Annotated in this window: 20 protein-coding genes; 9 read left to right on the forward strand and 11 right to left on the reverse strand. The window is 71.3% G+C overall.

The annotated features are described in order from the left end of the window. Window positions 1–21: 21 nt before the first annotated feature. Window positions 22–510 (reverse strand): DUF1707 and DUF4190 domain-containing protein, encoded by a 489-nt coding sequence (locus tag ACH442_RS15245; RefSeq protein WP_396338618.1) that lies wholly within the window; start codon window positions 508–510, stop codon window positions 22–24. Window positions 511–577: 67 nt separating this feature from the next. After that, entirely contained in the window at window positions 578–1,123 is a 546-nt protein-coding gene (locus tag ACH442_RS15250) for a GNAT family N-acetyltransferase (protein WP_396338619.1), read from the reverse strand. Between the two features lie 153 nt (window positions 1,124–1,276). On the opposite strand from ACH442_RS15250, the gene ACH442_RS15255 reads away from it, so the two are divergent. Continuing rightward, on the forward strand, window positions 1,277–2,080 hold the full coding sequence (locus ACH442_RS15255) for a polysaccharide deacetylase family protein (RefSeq protein WP_396338620.1): 804 nt from the start codon (window positions 1,277–1,279) through the stop codon (window positions 2,078–2,080). Window positions 2,081–2,261: 181 nt separating this feature from the next. Here ACH442_RS15255 and ACH442_RS15260 read toward each other — a convergent pair whose 3' ends face one another. The 3 genes from ACH442_RS15260 to ACH442_RS15270 form a co-directional block, all read right to left on the reverse strand. Further along, on the reverse strand, window positions 2,262–2,738 hold the full coding sequence (locus tag ACH442_RS15260; RefSeq protein ID WP_396338621.1) for an NUDIX domain-containing protein: 477 nt from the start codon (window positions 2,736–2,738) through the stop codon (window positions 2,262–2,264). Window positions 2,739–2,813: 75 nt separating this feature from the next. Then, window positions 2,814–3,707, reverse strand: a complete 894-nt coding sequence (locus ACH442_RS15265; protein ID WP_396338622.1) for a Midasin — start codon at window positions 3,705–3,707, stop codon at window positions 2,814–2,816. Between the two features lie 323 nt (window positions 3,708–4,030). Next, window positions 4,031–4,930 carry an alpha/beta hydrolase fold domain-containing protein gene (locus tag ACH442_RS15270; RefSeq protein ID WP_396338623.1) on the reverse strand — a complete coding sequence of 300 codons (900 nt, stop codon included), beginning with the start codon at window positions 4,928–4,930 and terminating at the stop codon, window positions 4,031–4,033. 118 nt (window positions 4,931–5,048) lie between these two features. Here ACH442_RS15270 and ACH442_RS15275 point away from each other — a divergent pair, with 118 nt between their 5' ends. The 5 genes from ACH442_RS15275 (at window position 5,049) to ACH442_RS15295 (ending at window position 10,452) form a co-directional block, all read left to right on the forward strand. Next, window positions 5,049–5,639 carry a TetR/AcrR family transcriptional regulator gene (locus ACH442_RS15275; RefSeq protein WP_396338624.1) on the forward strand — a complete coding sequence of 197 codons (591 nt, stop codon included), beginning with the start codon at window positions 5,049–5,051 and terminating at the stop codon, window positions 5,637–5,639. Between the two features lie 259 nt (window positions 5,640–5,898). Then, window positions 5,899–6,840, forward strand: coding sequence for a sulfotransferase (locus tag ACH442_RS15280; protein WP_396338625.1), 942 nt, complete (start codon window positions 5,899–5,901; stop codon window positions 6,838–6,840). Between the two features lie 142 nt (window positions 6,841–6,982). After that, window positions 6,983–8,347 carry a hypothetical protein gene (locus tag ACH442_RS15285; protein WP_396338626.1) on the forward strand — a complete coding sequence of 455 codons (1,365 nt, stop codon included), beginning with the start codon at window positions 6,983–6,985 and terminating at the stop codon, window positions 8,345–8,347. A gap of 138 nt (window positions 8,348–8,485) precedes the next feature. Continuing rightward, window positions 8,486–9,658, forward strand: a complete 1,173-nt coding sequence (locus tag ACH442_RS15290) for an MFS transporter (RefSeq protein ID WP_396338627.1) — start codon at window positions 8,486–8,488, stop codon at window positions 9,656–9,658. A gap of 32 nt (window positions 9,659–9,690) precedes the next feature. Continuing rightward, window positions 9,691–10,452, forward strand: coding sequence for an SGNH/GDSL hydrolase family protein (locus tag ACH442_RS15295; protein WP_396338628.1), 762 nt, complete (start codon window positions 9,691–9,693; stop codon window positions 10,450–10,452). A gap of 161 nt (window positions 10,453–10,613) precedes the next feature. Here the strand turns inward: ACH442_RS15295 and purU are convergent, their stop codons facing one another. Together purU and ACH442_RS15305 are read right to left on the reverse strand one after the other, a co-directional pair. After that, window positions 10,614–11,519 (reverse strand): formyltetrahydrofolate deformylase, encoded by a 906-nt coding sequence (purU, locus tag ACH442_RS15300; RefSeq protein ID WP_396338629.1) that lies wholly within the window; start codon window positions 11,517–11,519, stop codon window positions 10,614–10,616. 45 nt (window positions 11,520–11,564) lie between these two features. After that, window positions 11,565–12,638, reverse strand: coding sequence for a TDT family transporter (locus ACH442_RS15305; RefSeq protein ID WP_396338630.1), 1,074 nt, complete (start codon window positions 12,636–12,638; stop codon window positions 11,565–11,567). A gap of 93 nt (window positions 12,639–12,731) precedes the next feature. Between ACH442_RS15305 and ACH442_RS15310 the strand changes: the two genes are divergently transcribed. Then, window positions 12,732–13,694, forward strand: a complete 963-nt coding sequence (locus tag ACH442_RS15310) for a LysR family transcriptional regulator (RefSeq protein WP_396338631.1) — start codon at window positions 12,732–12,734, stop codon at window positions 13,692–13,694. On the opposite strand, the gene ACH442_RS15315 is transcribed toward ACH442_RS15310, so the two are convergent. From ACH442_RS15315 to ACH442_RS15330, 4 genes are all read right to left on the reverse strand, one after another. Beyond that, complete coding sequence (locus ACH442_RS15315) at window positions 13,643–13,963, reverse strand: DUF3349 domain-containing protein (RefSeq protein WP_396338632.1); 321 nt, start codon at window positions 13,961–13,963, stop codon at window positions 13,643–13,645. The two genes, ACH442_RS15310 and ACH442_RS15315, sit on opposite strands and share 52 nt — an antisense overlap. Before the next feature lie 12 nt (window positions 13,964–13,975). Beyond that, window positions 13,976–14,290 (reverse strand): hypothetical protein, encoded by a 315-nt coding sequence (locus ACH442_RS15320; protein ID WP_396338633.1) that lies wholly within the window; start codon window positions 14,288–14,290, stop codon window positions 13,976–13,978. Window positions 14,291–14,307: 17 nt separating this feature from the next. Continuing rightward, window positions 14,308–15,528: an anion permease gene (locus tag ACH442_RS15325; RefSeq protein WP_396338634.1), complete on the reverse strand. Its 1,221-nt coding sequence runs from the start codon at window positions 15,526–15,528 to the stop codon at window positions 14,308–14,310. A 76-nt stretch (window positions 15,529–15,604) separates the two neighbouring features. After that, window positions 15,605–16,405 (reverse strand): rhamnogalacturonan acetylesterase, encoded by an 801-nt coding sequence (locus ACH442_RS15330; protein ID WP_396338635.1) that lies wholly within the window; start codon window positions 16,403–16,405, stop codon window positions 15,605–15,607. 121 nt (window positions 16,406–16,526) lie between these two features. On the opposite strand from ACH442_RS15330, the gene ACH442_RS15335 reads away from it, so the two are divergent. Together ACH442_RS15335 and ACH442_RS15340 are read left to right on the forward strand one after the other, a co-directional pair. After that, window positions 16,527–17,738 (forward strand): low temperature requirement protein A, encoded by a 1,212-nt coding sequence (locus tag ACH442_RS15335; RefSeq protein WP_396338636.1) that lies wholly within the window; start codon window positions 16,527–16,529, stop codon window positions 17,736–17,738. Window positions 17,739–17,845: 107 nt separating this feature from the next. Next, the gene (locus ACH442_RS15340) at window positions 17,846–18,073 is read left to right on the forward strand and encodes a hypothetical protein (protein WP_396338637.1); all 228 of its coding nucleotides are present in this window, start codon (window positions 17,846–17,848) and stop codon (window positions 18,071–18,073) included. Window positions 18,074–18,123: the final 50 nt, after the last annotated feature.

Raw genomic sequence — 18,123 nt, forward strand, 5'->3', positions numbered from 1 at the left:
CCGCGTCCCGAGAGGTCGTGCCTAGAAGAACGGCACGAATCCGTTGAGCAGGAGCGCGACGAACGTGGCCATCCCGAGCACGGACAGCGTGCCGAGGGCCAGCCCGCCGACGGCCATCGCCCGGCCGTTACGCACGGTGTACGCCGGCCCCTGGAGCGCCCGGACCCCGAGCACGATCGCAGCGATCCCGCTGAGCGGGGCCAGCAACCCGACGCCGCCGCACATCAGCAGCGGCAGTGGAAGGAAGCCGAACATCAGCGACAGCATCGGCAGCTTGCTCTCCCGGGCCGGCGGCAGCGGCTGCCCGAAGACCGCCGGCGCGGCCACGAGGACCGGCAGATCGTGCAGCACCGCGGAGAGCTCGCCCCACGTGCGTGACGCGTAGGCCGCGCGGGACCGCTCGCTGAACTCCTCGATCGTCAACCGGCCCTCGGCGGTCGCGTTGCTCAACTGCGCGACGATCGCCTCGCGGTCGGAATCCGACACCCGGACGTGCGGCGAGGAATACATGACCGGAAGGCTACCCGGGCGCGGCGTCCGGGCGCGTCCTCCGCCCGGGCGTATCCCGCCGCGCTGGTCAGAGGTCCATGGCGTACACCCGGAGCGGCCGGCCGGTGTCCGGCTGAACGGTCTCGCGCTCGAGCCGCATGCCCAGCTTCACCATCACCCGGGCGGACGCCTCGTTGCCGGCGATGTGGATACTGACCAGCCGGTCCAGACCGAATCCGGTGCGCGCACGGTCGACCACCGCCTGGGCCGCCTCGGTGGCGAAACCCTTTCCCCAGTACGGGCGACCCAGCCGCCATCCGATCTCGACCGCGGGCAGGACCTCGGGCAGGAACAGCGGCACCGCGAGCCCGGTGAAGCCGATCAGCTCACCGGTCTCCCGGAGCTCCACCGCGTACAACCCGTAGCCGTGCTCGTCCCAGTGGCGTTGCCAGAGCGCGATCCGCTCGGCGGTCTGCGTACGGTCCAGCGTGCTGCCGTCGTGGATGTAGCGCATCACCTCGGGGTCGGCGGTGAACGCGGCGAAGGGGTCCACGTCGTCGTCGCGCCACTGGCGGAGCAGCAGGCGAGGGGTGGTCAGAACGGTTCCGTCGAGTGATTTCGCTGACTCAGGCACGTCCACTTCGTACCAGGTAGGCGCTATATGTAGCCGGACGGCTGAGGCGCGGACTTGACACGTTCGGACAGAATCCGATGACTCATGCCGGGCTTACGGGGGTTTGACCATGGCGCCAGATACGGAGACGGTCCGTACGCCGAAGTCTTTGCCATGGTGAGCCGCCGGGCGGTCCTGCGCACCGCCCTGGCCGGCGCCGCCGGGATCGCCGCCGGAGCCGTCGGTGCGCGGGAGATCCCGCACTGGCTCGGCCTGGACCGGCCCCCGGTGGCCGGCGGTTACGCCGCCGCGGCTGACGTGCTCGACGCCGTGCACCACGCGGGTGTCGCCGTCCGTTACTACGTGGAGACGACCGAGCCGCTGGTCGCGTTCACCTTCGACGACGGCCCGGCGCCGCACTGGACGCCGATGGTCCTCGACGCGCTGGACGCCGCGGACGTCCCGGCCACGTTCTTCATGGTCGGCAGCCGTCTCGAACGCAACGCCGACCTGGTCCGCGGCCGGATGGACCGGCATGCCATCGGTAACCACTCGTGGAACCACGACGACCTCGCCACCCTCGACCTGAACGGTGTCCTGGAATCGCTGGGCCGCACCGAGGAGCAGATCAAGAAGCAGTTCGGCCGGCCGGTCAGCCTGCTGCGCCCGCCGTTCGGCCACATCGGCGGCTCGACGATGCTGGCCGCCGACAAGATGGGCTACGACGTGGTCCTCTGGTCGAAGGCGATGCGCGAGAAACTGTTCCACGACGACCCGCCGGGCCAGGCCAAGGACATCATCGACTCGGTCCGGCCCGGCTCGATCCTGCTCGCCCACGACGAGGGCGACGACCGCCGGCTGGTCACCGTCCGCGGGCTGGCGACGATGTTCGACGGGCTGCGCAAACGGGGTTTCCGGATGGTCACGGTGCCGGAGCTGATCGAGGCGGGGAAGACGACCCGGCCGGGACCGCCCTGAGCCCCAGCCGAGGCTTGTGGTCCGCCGTGGTCCGGCTTTCCCGATGTGCCGGTACGGCGTAGCAAGCTGATCCGGATCAGTCAGTGAGCCCCGGTCAGGCCACTCCGGCCGTCGCGCCTTCCGTCAGTCAGGCGCCTTCCGTCAGTCAGACGCCTTCCCTTCGTCAGGGGCCTCCGGTTCGTCAAGCGACGAAGTAGCCGTTCTCCAGGTAGTAGGAGGCGCCGTCGGCCCGGGCGCGGATCGCGGCGATCACCCGGCGGGCCAGGATCTCCGGCAGGAGCGTGACCACGTCCTGCTGCGTGCACCACGCCCACTGCCGCAGCTCGGCGACGGGCAACCGGATCCGGGCCGTCCGGTCGGGCGTGACCAGCCCGCCGTCGTAGATCATCATGATCCCCTCGGTGCGGTCCGGCCGGGGCGGCACCCAGTCGGTGACCAGGAGCCGGCCCACCCGGACCAGCACACCGAGCTCTTCCCGGAGCTCACGCATCGTCGCCGCGTGCGGTGACTCGTTCGCCTCCACCGCGCCGCCCGGGAGCTCCCAGTGCGGCGCGTAGGTCGGCTCGACCAGAAGGACACGTCCGAACTGGTCGGAGAGCAGAGCACCGGCGCCCATGCGTTTACGCGGCAGCGTCGCGGTGTAATCGCTCGCGGTCACCGGGTCAGATTAGCCCGCACCCGCACGCATGGGGGGACGGCAAGGTTGCGAGAAGTGATGCGGGAGCTGTGCGTTTCACCGCCAATCGCCGGCCCGGCCCTGGCCCGAACCGCCCGCGGCGACGGTCACCGTCACCGACATCCCGTCGACGCCGGAACCGTCGTCACCCGAACCGGTGCCACCGTTGTCGTCGCCCGGGACGTCGTCGCCCGGCAGGTCACCGTCGTCGGGGGCGTCGCCCTCCAGGGGGTCGGTGCCGTTCGCGAACTCGTCGAGGTCGCTGACCCCGTCCCCGTCGTGGTCCTCGTCCCCGTCCAGGGTCCCGTCGTCGTCGCTGTCCGTGCTCTCCGGGTCGTCGCCGAGCGTGAGTTCCTGCGCGTTGGTCAGCTCGTCGCCGTCCAGGTCCTCGTCGCCGTCGTTCACCCCGTTGTCGTCCGAGTCGGCCGCCTCGGGGTCGTAGCCGAGCTGGTACTCCTGCGCGTTGCTCAGCCCGTCCTCGTCGGCGTCCTCGTCCCCGTCCAGGACGCCGTTGTCGTCACTGTCCTCGTTGCGCGGGCTCAGACCCAGGTCGAACTCCTGCCCGTTGGTCAGCCCGTCGTCGTCCGGGTCGGCGTCGGCGTCGTCCTTGCGCGGGTTGAGGCGGTTGCCGACCTCCCAGCCGTCGGTCATGCCGTCCCGGTCGGTGTCCGCGACCCGGGCGTTGGTCCCGGCCTTGTACTCGGCCAGGTTCGTCAAGCCGTCCCGGTCCTTGTCCGCCCGGGCGTCGGCCTTCTTCGGGTTCAGGCCGTTCGCGCTCTCCCACTTGTCCGGCATACCGTCGCGGTCGGTGTCCTTCGTGGCCGCGTTGGAGGGCCTCGCCTTCTGCGCGTTCTGCGAGCTCGCGGCCTGGGCGGCGCCGGACGTCGAGAGCATGCTCACGGTGGCGGCGGCCGCGGCGACGGCGACGGAAACAGAACGGCGGTAGTTCACGGCGGGGGCCTCTCGGTCGGGGCGGTGCGGGGTGTCACCAAGGTAGGACGCTGAGTGACCCCGTGGCCGTTTCGGACCCGACCTGCCCCACACCCGCTCCCGATCCGCTACTGAGCCCTGCCCGCACACCCACGATCACCGCAGCGGCCCGGCCGCGGGCGACGGCTCGCTCGCAGGGGTCTTTCGAGCGCCCGGAGGCACCGCCAAGGCGCGGCCGCGGGCGACGGCTCGCTCGCAGGGTCTTTCGAGCGCGCGGAGGCGCCGCTGTGGCCCAGCCTCGGGCGATCGGCTGCCGGGGTGCTCTCCGCGCGCGGGCCGACGGGCTAGGAGAGGGTGGCTTCGAAGTGGCGGAGGGCCTCGCTGACCAGCGGATCCAGGTCGGCGCCGACGAAGCAGTGGTCGGCTCCCGGCACCAGCCGCAGACTCACCGGCCCGCTCAGCGCGGCCAGCCGATCGTGCAACTCCTCGCTCTGGCTCGCCGGCACGACCCGGTCGTCGATCCCGTGCACCAGCAGGACCGGCGGCGCATCGGGCGTGACGTAGGTGACCGGACTGGCCACCGCGGCCTCGGTCGGCAGGTCCGGCACCGGCCCGCCGATCAGCTGCGATTCCGGCGAGTCGGGGTCGTTGTGGCTGCCGCGCATGGTGGCGAGGTTGGCCGGGCCGTACCAGACGACCGCGGACTGGACCGCGTCCGAGACGCCGCGCACCCCGTCCCGGCCGGCCAGCACCGGGTCGGGGTCGTCGCCGGTCAGCGCGACCAGTGAGGCGAGGTGACCGCCGGCCGACTCGCCCCAGACCCCGAAGCGGGACGGGTCGAGGCCCAGCTCGGCGGCGTACTTCCGGAGCCAGCGGACCGCGGCCTTGACGTCGTGCAACTGTGCCGGGAACCGGGCTTCGCCGCTGAACCGGTACGTCACCCGGGCCAGCGCGAACCCGGCGTCCAGGATGCGCTCGGCGATCCGGCCGGGGGCCAGTTGCGGTGACTCGTGCTTGTTGCTGCCGAACAGCCAGGCACCACCGTGGACCCAGATGATCAGCGGGCTGGGTCCGGTCGCCCGGGCGGGGCGGGTCAGGTCCAGGGTCAGGGGCCGGAATCCCGGGACCTCGGCGACGACGGCGTTGCGCCAGGACACGACGTCGCCGTCGGTGACGGGCGCCGGCGGACGCTGGTGGCGCGGTTCGGCGGGGTCGGGCGGGAGCGGAGCGGAGGCAACGGTCACGATCACATCTCGTACCAGAAATGACCTTGCCGTCAAGGCCGGACGGCTCACGCCGTACCGGAAAGGTGGGGTTTGCGATAGCGTGTCGGCCACCGCCAACCGTGAGCCTGGCAGGCCGATGTCCGAGACCGCACGGAAACGCGCCGCCTATGCGAACGGTGAGCGCAAGCGCGCCGAGATCGTCGACGCGGCGCTGGCCGTGTTCGCCGCGAAGGGGTTCCGGCGGTTCTCGCTGCGGCAGATCGCGGAGGAGCTGGGCACCACGCACGTCTCGCTGCGCTACCACTTCGGCACCAAGGATGCCCTGCTGGAAGCGGTGCTGGAGGAGCGTGAGGAGCGGGACCGGCCGTGGCGGGAACAGGTGCTGCGGGAGAAAGGCCTGTTCGACGGAGTGCCGGAGGTGATCCGGTGGAACCGGACCCGGCGTGGCGTCGTGCACCTGGATGCGACGTTGCTGGCGGAGGGGATCGCGCCGGACCATCCGGTGCACGAGTTCGTCCGGCGGCGGGAGCAGCGGTTCCACGCCGATCTCCGGGAGCTGGTGGAGTTGGAGCGGGATCGGGGCCGGTTGCGGGCCGGGCTGGATCCGGATGTGGTGACCCGGCAGTTGGTGGCGCTGATCGAGGGGCTGCAGACGCAGTGGCTCTACGACGAGAACGTCGAGGTTTCAGCGCATTTGTCCGCATTCATGAATTACCTGCGCGCGTAGTTTCCGCGCTATTCGCGCGTCCTCGACCGGGGCCGCGCGTTACCCAGTACGTCTCCGGCCGGAAGCGATAAAACGGAAATATCCGTTTAAGGCCTGGCAACGGTGGATACTAAGCCCAAGATCGATCCATTCAGGAGGAAGCCGTGTCCGCGCGTTCTCAGAAAGCACAGGAAGGCATAGACACCTCCGAGGTCCACACCACTCCTCGGCCACCTTCTGTTCACCTTCCGTTAACCCGATCTGTGAACGATTCCGCGACATGTCGTTAAAGGTCATGTATATCGCCGGGTGGGGCCGCAGTGGCACCACCATCGTCGACAACATCCTGAATTCGTACGACGGCGTCTTCTCCACCGGTGAGCTCTTCTATCTGTGGAGCCGCGGTCTCATCGAGGAGCGTAAATGTGGATGTGGTCAGGTCTTCACCCGCTGTGAGCTGTGGGCCACCGTTCTGGACGCGGCGTTCGGTGCGCACCGCCCCGACCCGGAGCGCGTCTCCCGGTTGCAGCGCGAGGCGATCCGCGTCCGCCACACCCCGGGGCTGACCGGCCCGGACACCACGCCCGAGGCGGAGGAGTACCGGCAGCTCACCCACCGGCTCTACCACGCGATCGCCGAGGTCACGGGCGCGCGGCTGATCGTCGACTCGTCGAAGGTCCCGTCCGCGGCCGCGCTGCTGCCCGGCATGCCCGGGATCGAGCCGTACCTGCTGCACATGATCCGTGATCCGCGCGCGGTGACGCATTCGTGGATGCGTGCGAACCAGGCCGACCGCATGAAGTCGGCGGTCACGCACCAGGAGGCCCCGGCTGCCAGCACCATGCACTGGCTGGTCCGCAACGCGCTCGCCGAGCGGCTGGCCGGCGCGTACGAGGGCCGGTACCGCCTGCTGCGCTACGAGGACTTCGTGGCCGCGCCACGGGAGACGATCGAGGGTCTGCTGGCGTTCGCCGGGATGGACACCGCCGGCGGGCCGTTCACCGACGACACCACCGTGCGGCTCGACGCCAACCACACCATCGCCGGGAACCCGGGACGGTTCCGCACCGGCGAGGTCGCGCTGCGCGCCGACGACCGGTGGCGCGACGAGCAAAGTGCGGGACCGCGGCTGACCGCGACGGCGCTGGCGCTGCCGCTGCTGCACCGGTACGGCTATCGCACGCGTACGAGCCGTCCGAACCGCCCGGCCAGGCTTTCCTGAAAGTGGTCGGCCCGAGTGTTTCCGATGAATGGGTGAAACGGTAAGGTCTGGCCGCCGCGATAATCCCCGATTGCGGTTGAAGGACAATTCAAATCCCCCTTAGGAAACGCTTAAGCCGATGCGGAAAACCAGCATGAGGTGGGTGACCGCGGTGACCGCCGTGGCGCTCGCCCTGACCGCCGCCGCCTGCTCGAAATCGGACTCGCCCGACGCCACCACCCCGGTCGCGGCCGATGCGGGCGCCGCGTCCGCCGCGTCGGCGTCCGCCGGCGTCCCGGCCTCCGCCGCCCCGAGCGGATCCGGCACGCCCGGCGCCTCGGTCCCGCCGCCGGCCGCGCCGGCCGCCGCCACCGGCGCCTGCGGCCGGCCCGCGTCGGCGAAGCCGGTCACCACGGTCACCGAGGTGAAGCTGCCGTCGGCGGTCACCGGTTACGGCGCCGAGGGCGACACCGACAAACTCCCGATGGCGATCGCGGCCCGCTCCGACGGCGGGTCCTGGCTCGCCTGGCTCGGCACCGGCGGCAAGGTCTACCTCGGACACCTGGGCTGCGACGACAAGCTGATCGGCACGCCGACCAGCTTCACCGGCATCGACCTGCAGGACGTGCAGGCGGACAAGACCGGCGGCGTGCTGCTGCTCACCCGCAAGGGCAGCTGCGGCGACACCCCGCTCTGCGGCGGCACGTCCAGCCCGTGCAACACCATGCACATGATCCGCTTCGACACCTCCGGCAAGCTGGTCTGGGAGCGCCAGGTCACGAACCTGACGAGCAGCCGGACCGGGTACGACGACGGCGCCCGGTTCATCTGGTGGTACCAGCACCACGGGCGGCTCGCGACCGACGGCAAGACGTTCGCGGCGTACTTCGGGGTCGCGATCACCGTCAGGAACGGCAGCTGCGTCGACATTCACGAGGGTGACCGCATGCAGGTCGTCAGCTCGAGCGGTGCCCTGGTCACCGGGCACAAGGACGCGTTCGAGGTGGGGTGCAGCCACGCCTGGACGTCACGGATCGTGTGGGATCCGCGCACCGGCCACTACGTGACGGTCTGCGCGACCGACAACAGCTGCCGGATCGCGCGGCCGAACCCGTACCGGACCGTGGCCGCCGGCACCTGCGACGGGACGCTCTTCGGCGGTGACCTGGTCCTGGCCGAGTCGAGCGGTTACTGGACGGCGTGGAGCCAGGGCGGCAAGGCGAAGCTGGAGCACTTCACCAGCGGCGAGTCCGACAAGACGGTCAGCACGGGGGCGGCGACGAGCCACCCCCACCTGGTCTCCTACGGCACCGGGCGGATGCTGCTGACCTGGCAGTCCGGCTCGTCGATCGCCGCGCAGGCCTACGACGCCGGCACCGGCAGGACGGCCGGCGCGAAGTTCACCATCAGCGCCGAGGACCACAACTACACCGCGTTCAAGGCCTACGCCGACGGCAGCGTCGCCTACCCGGCCGCCGGCAGCTCCGGCTCGGCCATCAAGATCGCCCGGGTTCTGCCGCTGAGCTGAGCTCCGCACGTTCGACGGCCCGCCGGCTTGCCGGCGGGCCGCTTTTCGCCGGCTCCGATCGACGGCGTACGCCGTGAGCACCCCAGCCCATCGATCCTCGTTAAAGTAAGCCGGAGTCCGATCGCGGAGGGGGCGGCGATGCCGGCTGTCGGTGCGTTGGTGGCCCTGGCCGTCTCCGCGTTCTGCTACGTCGCCACCGAGACCCTCCCGATCGGTCTGTTCTCGCTGATCTCCGGCGACCTGGGCGTCTCCGCGTCGGCAGTCGGCCTGCTCGTCACCGGTTACGCGGTCACGGTCAGCGTCGTCACCTTCCCGCTGACCTGGGCGACCCGCCGGGTGCCGCGGCGCCGGCTGATCGCGACGCTGCTCGCGGTGCTCGTGGTCTCGACGGTCGCCACGGCGGCCGCACCGACGTACCCGGTCCTGCTCGGAGTCCGGCTCGGCGTCGCGTTCTCCCAGGCCCTGTTCTGGGCGGTCGTCGGCCCGATCGTCTCGGCGATGTTCGAGGTGCACGTCCGTGGCCGGGTCAACGCGGTGGTCTTCGCCGGGGCGTCACTCGGACCGATGCTCGGCGTGCCCGCCGGGACGTGGATCGGCCAGCGGCACGGGTGGCGCGTGGCGTTCCTGGCGCTCGCGGGTCTGGCGCTCACGGCGTACGCAATGCTGATCTTCTTGATGCCGAAGATCGAGGTGACGAATTCCCATGCGGCGACCGGCACCAGCCCGGACGCACGGCGCTACGCCGTCGTGGTCGCCGTGACCGCGCTGTCGGTCGCCGGGCTCTACACCGCGTTCACCTACACCGAGCTGTTCCTGACCCTGGCGACCGGGTACGCGGCCGCGGCGCTCGGCCCGCTGCTGCTCGCCCGTGGGGTCGCCGACTTCGCCGGGATCGCCGCGGGCGGCGCCGCCACCGACCGCCGGCAGCGCGCCGCGATGATCGGACCGGTCGTGCTGCTCGCCGCCGCACTGTTCGCGTCCTACCCGGCGGCCACGTCGAAACCGGTCACCGCCGTCCTGCTCGCAACGACCGGATTCGGGCTGGGCGCGCTCACCCCGGCCCTGCAGAACCGGGTCCTGGAAGTCGCGCCGGGCAGCACCGACATGGCCTCCGCCGGGAACTCGGTCGCCTTCAACGTCGGCATCGCCGCCGGCTCGCTGCTCGGCGCCGGAGTCCTCGAGACGTGGGGCGCCCGCGCCACCCCGCTGGCCGGCGGCATCCTGGTCGTCGCCGCGCTGGTGGTGCTGGCCGGCGAGTCCTGGATCACGGGGTCGCCGCAAGCCCACCGGGTCGCCGCGCCCGCTGACTAGTCTGATCCTGATCAACTGGGAGGGGTGCGGGGATGCGGTACGTCGCGATCGGGGACAGCTTCACCGAGGGCATGGGCGACACTCAGCCGGACGGCAGCGAACGCGGCTGGGCCGATCTGGTCGCCGCCGGACTCGCCGCCGGGCTGGGCGAACCCATCCAGTACGCGAACCTGGCCATCCGCGGCCGTCTGCTCCAGCCGATCGTCACCGACCAGCTCGACGCCGCGCTCGCGCTCGACCCGAAACCGACGCTGCTGTCCCTCAACGGCGGCGGCAACGACATGATGCGGCCCGGCAGCGACATGGGCACCCTCGTCGACATGACCGAGAAAGCCATCCGCCGCTGCCTGGACGAGGGAGTGAAGGTGCTGCTGCTGTTCGGTGCCGACCCGTCCAGCCGGTTGCCGTTCGGCAGCTCGATGCGCCGCAAGGGGGACGCGCTGACCGCGGCGGTCGCGCCGTTCACCCGGAAATACGACCTGACCTTCGTCGACATGTGGCACGACGAAGAGATCCGCCGCGCCGGGTACTGGTCGCCCGACCGCCTCCACCTCAACGCCGCCGGTCACCGCCGGGTGGCGAGCACCGTGCTGACCGCTCTCGGCCACCCCACCCCGGCCCACGTGATCGATCCCGGTCCGGCGGCGGGTGGCGGGTTGCTGGCCGAAGCCCGTTACTACCGCGAGCACGTGCTGCCGTGGATCCAGCGACGGCTGCGCGGCCAGTCCTCCGGCGACAACCGCACCGGCAAGTACACCAACTGGATCACCGTCCCCACCCCGCAGCCCGCCTGACCCCGTCCCGCCGCCCGGCCACCGGGACCACCCGCCCACCTCGCGAGACGACCTCGACCAGGCGACAGCCCGGAGGCCGCCGGGCGAGCGACCGCGGCGGGCCGACGGCCCGGCGGCGGCAGAGCGGGGGCCAGGACGCGGCCGGGCGAGGAGAACGGGAATCAGGCGAAGACGATGGTGTGGTTCTCGTGGCGGATGACGCGGTCCTCGCTGTGCCACCGGACGGCCCGGGACAGCACCGCCCGCTCCACGTCCGCCCCGCGCCGCTGCAGGTCCGCGACGGTGTCGGCGTGCGAGACCCGAACGACGTCCTGCTCGATGATCGGCCCTTCGTCGAGGTCCTCGGTCACGTAGTGGGCGGTCGCCCCGACCAGCTTCACCCCGCGTGCCTTGGCTTTGGCGTAAGGCCCGGCGCCGATGAACGACGGCAGGAAGCTGTGGTGGATGTTGATGATCGGCACGCCGACGTGCTCAATGAAGTTCGCGCTGAGGATCTGCATGTAGCGGGCGAGCACGATGAAGTCGACGTTGCCCCGCAGCAGCTGCAGGTGCTGCGCCTCGGCGGCCGATTTGTCCGGCCCAGCCGACGGCACGTGGAAGAACGGCACGCCGAAGAACCGCACCTCGTTGGCGGTGTCCGCGTGGTTCGAGATCACCATGGAGACGTTGATCGGCAGTTCGCCGCGGCGGTGGCGCCAGAGCAGGTCGAGCAGGCAGTGGTCGTCCTTGGAGGCGAAGATCGCCACGCGCTTGGGGACGGACAGGTCACGCAGCGTGTACTCCAGCTCGAAGCCTTCGGCCAGCTTGGCCTGCAGGTCGAGCTCCACCTGGGGGAGCCGGGCCTTGAGGTGGTCGAGCGCGAAGACCGTGCGCTGGAAGAACGCGCCGCCGTGCGGATTGTCCGAGTACTGATCCAGCGACACGATGTTGGCGTCGTGTTTGCCGAGCACCGCGCTGATCGCGGCGACGATTCCGGTCCGGTCCTTGCCGTGCACGATCAGGACGGCCTGGTTGTCGGTGGGCCCGGGCTGGATGTGGACCGCGGGTGCGTTCTGGGTCGCCGTCATGTCGGGTCCTCCTCTCTGTCGCAACGAAGAACGAAAGCGCAAGCATTACAAGATCCGAGCTGCGATTCTTCCGTAACCGAGCGGCTCCCGGGGCCTCGGGTCCACCGTCCGGGACTCCAGGACGGTCCGAACGGCGACAATCGCCCAGGCGATCAGCAGCACACCGTAGAGAACCGTCGCGAGCAGCGCGAACATCGCCGAGCCGAGATGCGCGGCGAGCGCTGAGGTGCCCGTCACACACGTACCGACCGGGAACGTGAACGACCACCAGCCGGGCGTGAAGGGCAGGTGGGCACGCGCCGCCCGGACGGTCACGGCTGCGGCCAGGCCGGCCCACAGCAGAGCAAAACCCCACGTGGGTACGCCGTAAAGCGCTCCGAGGACCCGAAACGCATGTGCGTACGGCGAGGGCAGCACTCCCGCCCCGGCGTCGCCCAGTGCGTTCGCGGCGGTGATCGACTGGCCGAGCGGCCCGAGCCCGATCCACAGCGCCGGGACGGTCGTGGCCGCCCCGACCCGGTGCACGGCCAGCCGCTGCCAGATCATGGTCAGCACCACGAACGACGCCACCAGGCTCAGCCCGAACATCGCCCAGCACCCGAGCACCAGCGCGAGCCGGATCTGCCCGGCCGGGGCGTGTGGCACGAGCAACGCGCCCGTGGTCGCGGAGACCATCGGCGGCACCACCGGGATCAGCCACGCGCCGGTCGCGCCGTCCTCGCCGCCGTGCCGGGTGAACTGGAGGTACGGCACGGCGACGGCCGACACCAGCCCGGCGGCCGTCCCGGCGCTCCAGAGCACCCAGTCCACGGCGACCGCGGCCGTCGTCCCGATCAGGTCGCGCCCCACGAGCAGCGTGCCCGCCCCCACGGTGAGCAGTGCCATCGGCGGCGCGCCGTAGAAGTGCGCGAGTGCCGGGTCGGCGCGGTGACTCAGCGCCGCGCGCGGATTCCGGAGCGCACCGGCGAGCAGGACGAGGAGCAGGACGGTCGCCAGGACCCAGGCGCCCATGGCGAGCGGGTGCAGCCCAGGCGGCTGCCACGGCAGGGTGGTGGCGGCCACGGCGAGGATGCCGGTGCCCATCACGGAGGCGAATCGGTTCGGAGCGGAGGTGCGCATGACTTCACCCTTGTCCGGAACCGCCCATCGCGGTAGCAGGGCGGTTCTTGTGGAGTCACAAGGGGCGCTTGTGAGTCCGTACCATCAGTCGTTGTGACCCTGAGCCTCCGCATGCCGGACCTGACCGCCTTGGAGATCCTGCTGGCCGTCGCCCGGACGGGCACGCTGAGCGCCGCCGGGCGCGAGAGCGGGCTGACGCAGCAGGCCGTTTCCGCACGCCTGGCCGCGCTCGAGACGCGCACCGGCGTGCGGCTGGCCACCCGCACCACCCGTGGCGCCCGCCTCACGCCCGAGGGTGTCGTGGTCGCGCAGTGGGCCGACCGGCTGATCCGGCTCGCCGAGGAGGTCGACGCGGGCCTGGCCGCGCTGCGCGAGGACAGCCGCACCCGGCTGCGCGTCAGTGCCAGCCTGACCGTTGCCGAGCATCTGCTCCCCGGCTGGCTGGTCAGTTGCCGGGCGGACACCGCACGTCGCGGCGGGACACCGCCCGAGGTGGTGCTCACCGCCACCAACAGCGACCAGGTGATCGAGCAGGTGCGGGCCGGAACGGCGGATCTCGGGTTCATCGAGGGGCCGCGCGTGCCGGCCGGGCTGCGCAGCCGCGTGGTCGCGCACGACGAGCTGGTCCTGGTCGTGCCGCCGGAGCATCGGTGGGCCCGCCGGCGCGACGGGGTGACGCCGGCCGAGCTGGCGCGGACCCCGCTGGTGAGCCGGGAGCTGGGCTCGGGGACACGGGAGGTCCTGACGGCGGCGCTGCGCGGAGCCGGGCACGAGCCGGCAGCGGCCGGGCTGGAGTTGTCGACCACGGCGGCGGTGCGGGCGGCGGTGCTGGCCGGGGCCGGGCCGGCGGTGATCAGCCGGCTCGCGGTCGAGGACGACCTGCGTACCGGCCGGTTGGCGCACGTCGTGGTGGCGGGGCTGACGCTGCGGCGGGACCTGCGGGCGATCTGGACGGGAACCCGGACGCCGCCCGCGGGCGCCGTCCGGGTCCTACTCGGTCACATTCACTCGGCGGGCGGGGGATCGGCCAGCGGCCAGCCACCGGCGGCCAGGTGAGCGGAGACCCGGACCACGTCGGCCGGGGTCGCCTCCTGCAGCATCGTGGCGCTGATCATCTCCTCGATCCCGGCGCCGGTGATCGGGCCGTCAGCCGGCTGGGACTGACTCGCCAGCTCCTGCGCGATCTTGCGGACCTCGTCCTCGGTCAGTTTGCGGCGCAGCAGCCCCAGCAGGACCACGTAGTCCCGCCGCGGGACGCCGTCCGGGTAGCCGGCCCGCAGCCACTCGATCGCACGGGTGAGGAAGTTCGACCGTTGTTCGCTCACTGTCGTCTCCGGTCAGTGCTTGTCGACGATGGTCGGGTAGAGGTGCTCGAAGCTGAGCGCCTTCCCGAGGCCGGTCGCCACGATGAACGTGATGCCCAGCGCGATGCCGAGCAACACCAGCGCGAACGCGACGTACCCGCCGATCGTGCCGATCGGGTGCGCTTTCGGCCCGGCGGTGCCGGTCTCGTGCACCTCGGCGTCGCCGCCCGCGCCGTACGCGAGGGAGCGGATGCCGAGGGCGAAGATCGCCGGCAGCCCGGCGCCCAGGATCAGGCTGGCGGCCAGCACCTTCCAGGCGCCTGCGAAGGCCAGGGTCAGGTTGTGCATGTCGTCTCCTCGCCCGCTCAGCTCGCCGCGCCGGCGGTCGCCTTCGGCGCGGTGGCCGGGACGTCCCACTCGTCGTTGACGTTGTTGTGGTCGATCGGCTCGCGGCGCGACCGCAGGTACATGTAGACGGCGAGCGCGACCAGGATCGCGAAGACCACGAGGGCACCGCCGAGGCCACCGACCAGGTCGCCGATCCACCACATCACCGCGCCGACGATCCCGGCGGCCGGCAGCGTGATCAGCCACGCCGCGACCATCCGGCCCGCGACCGCCCAGCGCACCTGCGCGCCCGGCTTGCCGACGCCGCTGCCCAGGATCGAGCCGGTCGCCACGTGCGTGGTGGAGAGCGCGAACCCGAGGTGGCTGGAGGAGAGGATCACCGCCGCCGACGCCGACTCGGCCGCCATGCCCTGCGGTGACGTGATCTCCACCAGGCCCTTGCCCAGCGTCCGGATGATCCGCCAGCCGCCCAGATAGGTGCCGAGCGCGATGGCCAGCGCACACGAGATCTTGACCCACAGCGGGATGTTCTTGGTGTCGGTCCACTCACCGGAGGCGATCAGCGCGAGCGTGATGACACCCATCGTCTTCTGCGCGTCGTTGGTGCCGTGCGCGAGCGAGACCAGCGAGGCCGAGCCGATCTGGCCCCAGCGGAAGCCGTTCTCGGTGAAGCGTTTCGCCACCCCGAGGGTGACCCGGTAGATCACCCAGGTGCCGGCCGCGGCGACCACGCCGGCGATCACCGGTGACATGACGGCCGGCAGCAGCACCTTGCCGACGACGCCGTCGAGCTTGGAACCGTCGCCGTTCCACTTGACGCCGGCCCAGCCCAGGCCGGCGACGGCGGCGCCGATCAGGCCGCCGAACAGCGCGTGCGAGGAGCTCGAGGGGAGGCCGAGCAGCCAGGTCAGCAGGTTCCAGACGATGCCGCCGACCAGGCCGGCCAGCACGATCAGCAACAGGGCCCGGCCGCCGTCGGCGAGGAGTTCCTGTTTCGGTGTTCCGTCACTGTTCTGGATCCTGACCACCGCGTTGGTGACGGTGAGCGCGACCTCCACGGAGAGGAACGCGCCGACCAGGTTGAGCACGGCGGACAGGAGCACAGCCACCTTCGGACGCAGCGCGCCGGTGGCGATCGAGGTCGCCATCGCGTTGGCCGTGTCGTGGAAGCCGTTGGTGAAGTCGAAGCCGAGGGCGGTGATGACCACGAGGATGAGGACCACGGTTGTTTCGGTCACGAAGTCAGCGTCTACCCGCTGCGCGGCGCCGATCCATACGGAAATTATAGATTTCGCCCGGCATTCACGTGCTGTTTCAGCTCTCCGCGGGTCGGGTCGCCGGCCAGGTGAGCACGTCGTCCGGGACGGACGGATCGTGCAGGGCGCGCTGGTCACGGCCGGGGATCGTGCACCCGCCGGCCACCACCAGCCGGGCCACCTCGATCGCGCCGTGCGCCTGGAAGTGCGTGTTGTCCGCGACGCCGTCCGGGTAGTTCGGCGACTCGCCCGCGTCCAGCCAGAGGAAGCAGTCCTTCGTCGGCTCCGGGCCCAGCTCCGACCAGAGCGCGAACGAGAGTGCGGTCAGGTCGATCAGCGGGGTGCGGGTCTGCTCGGCCAGGGCGCGCATCGCGTCCGGGTACTCGCCGTGCGACAGGTAGGGCGTGCCGTCGGCCCGGAACCGGCGCCGCTCGACCGGGGTCACCAGGATCGGATGCGCCTCGGCCGCCCGCGCCCCGTCCAGGTAGAGCCGCAGGTAGTCCTGGAACGTGGTCCACGGGTCGGTGCCGCGCGCCGGGTCCTCGATCTTCTCGTCGTTGTGCCCGAACGAGACCAGCAGCGTGTCGCCGGGGCGGATGGCGTCCAGGATCAGGTCGAGCCGGCCCAGGTCGGCGAAGCTCTTCGAGCTGGCGCCGGAGAGGGCGCCGTTGACCACGGCGACGTCGCGCCGCAGGAACGCGGGCAGGGCCTGGCCCCAGCCGGCCCGGGGGAGGTCGGCGGTCGCGTAGGTCGCGGCGGTGGAGTCGCCGGCCACGAAGACGGTGGTCCGCCGATGCGCCTGCGCTGCGACGGGTGCGCTCAGGACGCCGGCGGCCACGCCACCGAGGGATGCGCGCAAGAGGGTTCTCCGATCAAGCGTCATGCCGGTCATCCAATCAGTGAACGTCAATGCAGGCAAGCGCTTTCCTCATGGTGAAGACGTTGATTCGGATCTCTTCCTGGCGGGTATCAACCAGGCCATGACGGATCGGGAACGGTTGGACCAGGAAGACCAGGAGGGGCGCGAGCTGGTACGGCCACCGGACGTCAACCGCGACTCCAACCGCTCGGCGACCCGCCTGGAGCTCTTCTTCGACCTCGCCTTCGTGCTCTTCGTCGGGCGCTGCGCGGACGTGCTCGCCGAACACGAGACGTTCAGCGGTGGATTCCGGTTCGTGGCGATCCTGGTCGCCGGCTGGTGGGCGTGGGCCAGCGCCACCCTCTACGCCAACCGGTTCGACACCGACGACGCGATCTTCCGGCTGCTCACGCTCGGGGGCATGGCCGGGGTCATCGTCATGGCCGCCTCCGCCGAGGAGGCGATCGGGGACGGGTCGCGCTGGTTCGCGCTCGGCTACGTGCTGCTGCGGATGACGCTGATCATCGGCTACCTGCGGGTGTGGCGGAACCTGCCGGAGGCACGCGCGGGGATCCGGCCGTACCTCTGGGGGCATGTCGCCGGCGCGATGTGCTGGACGATCTCGCTCGGCGTGCCGGGCACCGGCCGCTATGTCCTGTGGGCCGTCGGTGTCGCCCTCGACCTGCTCGGACCCACCATCGCCGCGCGCGTCCCGGACGCGCCGCCGCTGCACATGGAACACCTGCCGGAACGCTTCGGCCTCTTCGTCATCCTGGTGCTCGGCGAGTCGGTGGCGGCCGTCGTGGTCGGCCTGCGCGGCGGGCACTGGGCGGCCGAGGTGCTGCTCGCCGCGACGTTCGGGTTCCTCGCCGCGGCCGGGCTGTGGTGGTCCTACTTCGACCTCTCCGGCGGGGCCGCCAAGCGCCGCCTGGTCCAGGAGGGCGGCGAGCGGACGCGCCAGGGCGTGCACGACTTCTACGTGTACGCCCACCTGCCCGTCGCCGTGAGCCTCGCGGCCGTGGCGGTCGGGCTGGAACACGCGATCCTGCACGGTGCGGAGGACCACCTGTCGCTCGGGACCCGGGCCGTGCTCGGCACGGGGCTGGCCGGTTACCTGCTCAGCGCCGCGACGATCCAGGCCGTCCTGTCCCGGCGGTGGCGCGTCGCCGCGATCTGGCCCGGCCTCGGTGTGCCCCTGGTCCTCGCCGCCACCCTGCTGCCCGGGCTGACGCCGGTCGTCCGGGTCGCGCTCTGCGCCGCGATCATGGTGGCCGGCGTGATCACCGGCGTCGCGCAGCACCGGGCCGGAGAGGTGCGCGTGGCCAAAGTCTGAGACGCGTGCCCGAGTTCGCAGGTGCCGAGTAATTACATTTACTTCGGACAATGCGCGTACGGGGGTGAGTGTCGATGGCCGGATGGTGGCGGAAACGATGGCCGCGAATGGCCGGGCTGGACGCCGGCGTCGTCCCACAGTTGCTCTGCGTGGCGGACGCGACGCCCGCCGCTCTCGCCGGTGGGCTGTGCCTGCTGGTCGTCTCGCTCTTCATCGGCATCGCGTTCTGGCTGTCCCGGACGCCGGGACGAGTGTCGTTCGGCCGGTGGATGTGTCTGGGTGCGGTCGTCGGCTTCGTCGCGCACTGGGCCGTCGCGCTGAGCCGGTTCGCATGATCTGCCCGTGCGCCGCGGCCCCACGGCCGGTACTATCCGTGACCTGCACG

Origin of the sequence: Actinoplanes sp. NPDC020271 (genome assembly GCF_044388125.1) — a bacterium.
Classification (GTDB): Bacteria; Actinomycetota; Actinomycetes; order Mycobacteriales; family Micromonosporaceae; genus Actinoplanes.

What these genes read in the sequence shown, in the direction of transcription:
- ACH442_RS15320 (WP_396338633.1), bottom strand. Translation starts at nt 14,290, where the DNA reads ATGCACAACCTGACCCTGGCCTTCGCAGGCGCCTGGAAGGTGCTGGCC.
- ACH442_RS15335 (WP_396338636.1), top strand. Translation starts at nt 16,527, where the DNA reads ATGACGGATCGGGAACGGTTGGACCAGGAAGACCAGGAGGGGCGCGAG.
- ACH442_RS15290 (WP_396338627.1), top strand. Translation starts at nt 8,486, where the DNA reads ATGCCGGCTGTCGGTGCGTTGGTGGCCCTGGCCGTCTCCGCGTTCTGC.
- purU (WP_396338629.1), bottom strand. Translation starts at nt 11,519, where the DNA reads ATGACGGCGACCCAGAACGCACCCGCGGTCCACATCCAGCCCGGGCCC.
- ACH442_RS15245 (WP_396338618.1), bottom strand. Translation starts at nt 510, where the DNA reads ATGTATTCCTCGCCGCACGTCCGGGTGTCGGATTCCGACCGCGAGGCG.
- ACH442_RS15340 (WP_396338637.1), top strand. Translation starts at nt 17,846, where the DNA reads ATGGCCGGGCTGGACGCCGGCGTCGTCCCACAGTTGCTCTGCGTGGCG.
- ACH442_RS15280 (WP_396338625.1), top strand. Translation starts at nt 5,899, where the DNA reads ATGTCGTTAAAGGTCATGTATATCGCCGGGTGGGGCCGCAGTGGCACC.
- ACH442_RS15255 (WP_396338620.1), top strand. Translation starts at nt 1,277, where the DNA reads ATGGTGAGCCGCCGGGCGGTCCTGCGCACCGCCCTGGCCGGCGCCGCC.
- ACH442_RS15305 (WP_396338630.1), bottom strand. Translation starts at nt 12,638, where the DNA reads ATGCGCACCTCCGCTCCGAACCGATTCGCCTCCGTGATGGGCACCGGC.
- ACH442_RS15275 (WP_396338624.1), top strand. Translation starts at nt 5,049, where the DNA reads ATGTCCGAGACCGCACGGAAACGCGCCGCCTATGCGAACGGTGAGCGC.
- ACH442_RS15295 (WP_396338628.1), top strand. Translation starts at nt 9,691, where the DNA reads ATGCGGTACGTCGCGATCGGGGACAGCTTCACCGAGGGCATGGGCGAC.